At 67.0% G+C, this 4,618-nt stretch carries 4 protein-coding genes; 3 read left to right on the forward strand and 1 reads right to left on the reverse strand.

The features are described from left to right. Positions 1-141 precede the first annotated feature (141 nt). From RMO81_RS03770 to RMO81_RS03780, 3 genes are read left to right on the forward strand one after another with little or no spacing between them, the layout of a single operon-like run. Entirely contained in the window at positions 142-834 is a 693-nt protein-coding gene (locus tag RMO81_RS03770) for an SDR family NAD(P)-dependent oxidoreductase (RefSeq protein ID WP_310474406.1), read from the forward strand. 1 nt (position 835) lies between these two features. Further along, a complete protein-coding gene (locus tag RMO81_RS03775) occupies positions 836-1,624 on the forward strand; it encodes a pirin family protein (RefSeq protein ID WP_310474407.1) in 789 nt (262 codons plus the stop codon). Between the two features lie 53 nt (positions 1,625-1,677). After that, positions 1,678-2,979: an APC family permease gene (locus RMO81_RS03780; RefSeq protein WP_310474408.1), complete on the forward strand. Its 1,302-nt coding sequence runs from the start codon at positions 1,678-1,680 to the stop codon at positions 2,977-2,979. Positions 2,980-3,157: 178 nt separating this feature from the next. Here RMO81_RS03780 and RMO81_RS03785 read toward each other — a convergent pair whose 3' ends face one another. Beyond that, positions 3,158-4,561 (reverse strand): deoxyribodipyrimidine photo-lyase, encoded by a 1,404-nt coding sequence (locus RMO81_RS03785; protein ID WP_310474409.1) that lies wholly within the window; start codon positions 4,559-4,561, stop codon positions 3,158-3,160. Positions 4,562-4,618: the final 57 nt, after the last annotated feature.

Here is a 4,618-nt window from a genome sequence, read left to right on the forward strand (position 1 = left end):
GGTGAACCAGGTCACCGATTTTGCCCGTCAGCACCAGCATCCGTTGCAGTGCACGATGGAAAAGGAGTAACTGGGGGAGAAGGAATAGCCTGCGACCACGCGGCCCAAGCCCTCTGCCCGCGCCCGCGCTAAGCGGGGTGCATGACCATCCTTCCCAGCTTTCAGCCCGGTCTTCATGCAATTGTCGTCGGCGCCACCGGCGGCATCGGCGCGGCGTTTGCGGCGCTGCTTGAACAGGACGGCGCGCAGATCACGCGCTGGAGCCGCAGCGGCGGCGTTGATCTCACCGATCCCGCCAGCATCGAAGCCGCCGCTGCCGCACTGACCATCGCCCCCGATCTAGTGTTCATCGCCACGGGCGTTCTTCACGGGAATGCACTGGCGCCGGAGAAGGCCAACAGCCAGCTTTCGGCCGACGCGCTGGCGACCGCCTTTGCGATCAACACCATCGGCCCCGCGCTGGTTGCGCGCGCACTGCTGCCGCTGATGCCAAAGGGCCGCAAAACGGTGCTGGCGGCGCTGTCGGCCCGCGTCGGTTCGATCAGCGATAATCGGCTCGGCGGCTGGCACAGCTATCGTGCATCGAAAGCCGCGCTCAACCAGCTGATCCACACCATGGCCATCGAGCAGGCACGGCGGAATCCCGATCAGGTGCTGCTGGCCCTGCACCCCGGCACGGTCGATTCCGGCCTGTCCAAACCCTTCCAGAAAGGCGTAAAAACGCTGTTCACGCCGGAGGAGAGCGCCCGCCACCTGCTGCGCGTGATCGACACCGCCACCCCGGCGCAATCGGGTTTGCTGCTCGATTGGCAGGGCGAGGTCATACCGTTCTGACATGGCTGCTGCGATGGGTTCGCATCTGGCGCAGGACAGCTCCATCCCCATATCTGCTGCAACCACTCCCAGCGGAGACACTGACGTGCCCACCTATCTGCACCGCAAATCCGAAGACCGTGGCCGCGCCGATCATGGCTGGCTGCAGGCGACGCACAGTTTCTCGTTTGGCCAATATCATGACCCCAGGATCATGGGTTTTCGCGCCCTGCGGGTGATCAACGAGGATCGCGTGGCCGGTGGCGGCGGCTTCCCCACCCACGCCCATGACAATATGGAGATCGTCACCTACATATTGGATGGCGCGCTCGAACATCAGGACAGCATCGGGAGCGGCGCGGTGATCCGCCCCGGCGAAGCCCAACGCATGAGCGCCGGATCCGGCATCCGTCACAGCGAATTCAACGCCAGCCCATCCGAACCGGTGCATCTGCTGCAGATCTGGCTGTTGCCCAACCAGCGCGACATCGCGCCGGGCTATGAGCAGAAGACGCTGCCCGCCGTGGCCGGCGGCGCCTCGCAACTGGACATCGTGGCCGCCCCGGAAGCGCCCGAAAGCGCCGTGACCATTCACAGCGACGCCAGCATTGCCCGCGCCGTGCTGGCACCGGGCGGCGCGATCACAGCGCCGATCACCCGCGGCCATGCCTGGGTGCAGGTGGCGCGCGGCGCGCTGGTGGTGGACGGCCACGCACTGCGGCAGGGCGACGGGCTGGCTGTGCAGGGCACCAGCGCGCTGGCCCTGTCATCACAGGGCGGCGCCGAAGCGCTGGTGTTCGATCTGGCCTGATCCCATGGACAAGCCCGTGCCCACCCCCTAGCCTGCCAGTTCAGGGGGTCGGCATGGCGAACGCGCAGAAAACAGGCGGCCTGGTCGCCGGCATCGGCCTGTGGGCCATGGTCGGCAATCTGATCGGGATCGTGATCGGCGGCGGCATCTTCACGCTGCCTGGCGAAATTGCCGCTGCCGTTGGGGCCTGGGCCCCGCTGGCCTATGCCGTGGCCGCGCTGATCGTCGGCACCATCCTGCTGTGCTTTGCCGAAGCCGCGGCGCGGGTGCCGGCCAGCGGCGGTGTCTATGGCTTCACCACGGCGGCGTTTGGCCCCTATTGGGGCTGGCTCACCGGTGCGCTCACGTGGGCCGGCAATATCCTGGCCAGCGGCGCCCTGGCCAACGCGGCGGTATCGGCCGCTGGCGCCCTGTGGCCGGCACTGGCGGCGGACAATATCCGCCCGGCGTTGATTGCCCTGATCTTTCTGGTGCTGCTGGCCATCAACAGCCGCAACGTCGGCACCGCGGCGCGCTTCGTCGGCCTGTTCACTGTTTCCAAGCTGGTGCCGCTCACCTTGTTCGTGTTGGTTGGCGCGTGGTTCGTGGCGCCGTCCAATCTGGTGCTGCCGCTGGCTGCCAACGCGGCGGGCGGCCACGCCGATATCGGCCGCGCCGCCATCATGGCCATTTTCATCTATACCGGCATGGAAGGCGGGCTGGCCGTCGCTGGCGAGGTGCGCGATCCGGCCCGCACCATTCCGCGCGCCATCGCCATCGCGCTGACGGTGGTCGCGCTGGTCTATGTCAGCATTCAGGCCGTGGCGCAGGGCTTGATCGGCAACGCACTGGCCGGCGCACCGGCGCCGCTGGCAACGGCTTTCGCCAGCGTGTCGCCGGGGCTGGGCGCCGTGATGGCCGTTGGAGCCGTCATCTCGATCTTCGGCTTTCTCACCAGCGAATCGCTGAATTCACCGCGCATCGTGTTTGCCGCCGCCAGAAATGGCCTGTTGCCGCGCTGGCTGGCCACGATCGAACCAAACCAGCAAGTGCCGCGCAACGCCGTCGCAGCGCATGTCGTGGTGGCCGCTGGCCTGGCGATCAGCGGCAGTTTTGAAACCCTGATCATCGTCGCCACGCTGGCCACCCTGTCGGTCTATGCCATCGGCTGCGCCGCAGCGCTGCGCCTGCGGGCGCTGGGCGTCGAACAGGCTGGCCCGGTGGCGGAACTGCACGTGTTGAAGCCGGCCGCCGTGGTGGCCTTTGCCGCCATCGCCTGGCTGATGGCGCAGTCAACACGGGCCGAAGCAAGCGCCTTGGCGATCTATGTCGGCGTGGTCAGCCTGTTGTTCCTGGCGCGCCGTAAGGGCGATTAGGCCGCGAATTTCGATTGGCAAGGCTTCAAGTGTAAAAAAAGCGAGCCTCCGGCGGGCAGGCCTGAGGCCTGCGCCCATTTGAATTGATTTGATACAAGGCCGAAGTGTCGGCACCGGGCACAGGCAAAACGAGAGTGGGTCCAGGGCCTCAGGCCCTGGCCGCCGGAGGCATTTCTGTTTATTGCATTGCGTCGTCGGAGCGGCCCGCTTTCACCTGCGCCCATGCGGCCAGCGCCCGCGCCCGCGCCGCTTCGTGGCCCACGATCGGCTGCGGATAATCGCGGCCCAGCTTCACGCCGGCGCGGATCAGGGCGACCCCGGCCTCCCACGGCGCGTGGATGGCAGCGTCTGGCAGCTTTGCCAGTTCCGGCACCCAGCGGCGAATATAGGCCGCGGCATCAAATTTGGCGCTCTGCCCGACCGGGGCAAAGATGCGGTTGAAGGGCGAGCTATCCACGCCCGAACCCATCACCCACTGCCAACCCTGCGCGTTGCTGCCGTAATCGGCGTCCACCAGCGTGTCCCAGAACCAGCGTTCGCCGTGGCGCCAGTCGATCAGCTGGTGTTTCACCAGAAAACTCGCGGTGATCATGCGCACGCGATTGTGCATCCAGCCCGTCGCCCACAATTGCCGCATCCCGGCGTCCACGATGGGATAGCCGGTCTGGCCCTTGCACCAGGCACCAAAGCCGGCTGGATCATCAACGAACGGGAAGCGGGCAAAGGCCTCGCGGTTGGGCGCATCGCCGTGATCGGGGAATTGCCCGATGATGTTGGCGGCAAAATCGCGCCAGCCCAGTTCGCGCAGATAAGGCTCGGCCACGCCTTCGCCAACCGCGTCGGCAATCACATGCCAGGCGGTGTTTGGCGATACTTCGCCCAACGCCAGATGCGGTGACAAGCGCGACGTGCCTTCGACCGACGGCAGGTTGCGCGCGGCGTCATAACGGGCGGCGCGGTGGGCAAAATCGGCCAACCGGGCCGCTGCACCCGCCTCCCCCGGTTGCCAGTCGGCAAAGCCGCCGGACCAATCGGGCGTGGTCGGCAACAGTTGCCACTGATCCAGTTCATCACTGGCAATGCGGCTCACATCGGCCCAGCGCAGATCGGGCACCGGCAACGGGCGCGGCGGCGGCATCTGATCCAGCAGTTTGCGCCACCACGGCGTGAAGATGCGATAGCGCCCGCCGGTGCCGCTCAACACGCTTTCCGGCGGCGCCAGGGTGACGCCCAGATGCTGCGTCACCGGGCCGGCCTCGTTCACCTGCACCGCGGCCCACGGCTCGTGGTGGATGAGCGTGTGCACGTGCGCGCCCAGTTCGGCGGCCACGGCCTTGACGATCGGCCCGGCCCGGCCCCGGCGCAGCAGCAGCCGGCCGCCGCGCTGTTCGATGCTGCGGCCAAGGCTGATCAGGCTGTGGTGCAGCCACCAGCGCTGCGCAGCGCCCAGGCGCCAGTTTCCTGGCGTTTCATCATCCAGCACAAACAGCGCCGCCACCGGGCCGCGCGCGGCGGCGGCGATCAAGGCAGCATGATCGGCCAGGCGCAGATCATTACGGAACCAGACAAGCTGGGTGGACATGCGGCAGACACTCTCTCGACAATCGGGCTGGGCAACCGCTAGACGCAACGATCAATC

The organism is Sandarakinorhabdus sp., assembly GCF_031422795.1.
Lineage (GTDB): Bacteria > Pseudomonadota > Alphaproteobacteria > Sphingomonadales > Sphingomonadaceae > Sandarakinorhabdus.